We start from the raw sequence: 1,228 nt of genomic DNA on the forward strand, positions 1-1,228 counted from the left end.
CCCGGCGGTCTCAACCGGTCAATGCAACATCATGGATGTTGAGAGAGAGAGGACCGGAATGACAGCAAAGAAGGATCGAGGACTCGCGCCGGAGCACGCCGCGGAAATGTGGCGTCGGTGGAAGGACGGCCAATTTCTCAGGGAGATTGGCCTAGCCATCGGCCGCGACAGCGGGACGATTCACTGGCACATCAAGCAGCGCGGTGGAATTGCCCCGGCGGCACGTGTGCGGTCCGAGAGGCACCTGAGCCTGGCCGATCGGGAGGAGATCTCGCGCGGACTGGTGGCCGGCCGGTCGTTGCGCGGCATCGCGCGTGAGCTGGGGCGGCCAGTCTCCACGATCAGCCGGGAGGTTCAGCGCAATGGCGGAACGCAGGCCTACCGAGCCGCGGCGGCTGAGCAGTGCGCCTGGACCAGGGCGGCGCGACCGAAGATCTGGCGGTTGGCCAGCAACGCGCCGCTGCGGGAGGTTGTATCTCAGAGGCTGCGGGAAGACTGGGCGCCGCAACAGATTGCGGGGTGGCTGAAGCGGGAGTACGAAAATCAGCCGCAGATGCAGGTTTCCCACGAGACGATCTACCGCAGCCTGTTCGTGCAGGCCAAGAGCACCCTGAAGAAGGAGTTGCTGGCGCAGTTGCGCAGCAAGCGCCAGGTCCGCCGCACCATGACGTTGAAGGAGCGCAAGCAAGGCCAGATCGTCGGGGCGGTGTCGATCCGGGAGCGCCCGCCGTGCGTGGACGACAGGGCCGTGCCGGGCCACTGGGAAGGCGATCTGATCGTCGGCGCCAAGGGCAGCCACATCGCCACCCTGGTGGAGCGCCATTCGCGCTACGTCATGCTGGCCAAGCTGGGAGGCAAGGATTCGCAAACGGTGGTGGATGCACTGATCGAGCGGGTGAAAAAGCTGCCAACCAACCTGATGCAGACCCTGACCTGGGACCGAGGCACGGAGATGGCGCAGCACTCCAGGTTCACGGTGGCCACGGACGTGCAGGTGTACTTCTGCGACCCCCGCAGCCCGTGGCAGCGGGGAACCAACGAGAATACGAATGGGCTGCTTCGGTACTACCTGAAGCGAACAGACGATCTGTCTGTCTACACCCAAGAGCAGCTCGACGAAATCGCAAGGAAGCTAAATACCCGTCCCAGAGAGACTTTGGGATTTGAGAAGCCAGTCGAAAGACTGGCTGCCAGCGTTGCATTGATCCCTTGAGACCGCCCCCCGCCT

1 protein-coding gene is annotated in these 1,228 nt (G+C 64.0%); it reads left to right on the top strand.

From position 1 onward, the window contains the following. Positions 1 to 58: 58 nt before the first annotated feature. Positions 59 to 1,213: an IS30 family transposase gene (locus H8N03_RS25975; RefSeq protein ID WP_187079153.1), complete on the top strand. Its 1,155-nt coding sequence runs from the start codon at positions 59 to 61 to the stop codon at positions 1,211 to 1,213. The last annotated feature ends 15 nt before the right edge of the window (positions 1,214 to 1,228 follow it).

Origin of the sequence: Ramlibacter cellulosilyticus, assembly GCF_014297465.1 — a bacterium.
Lineage (GTDB): Bacteria > Pseudomonadota > Gammaproteobacteria > Burkholderiales > Burkholderiaceae_C > Ramlibacter > Ramlibacter cellulosilyticus.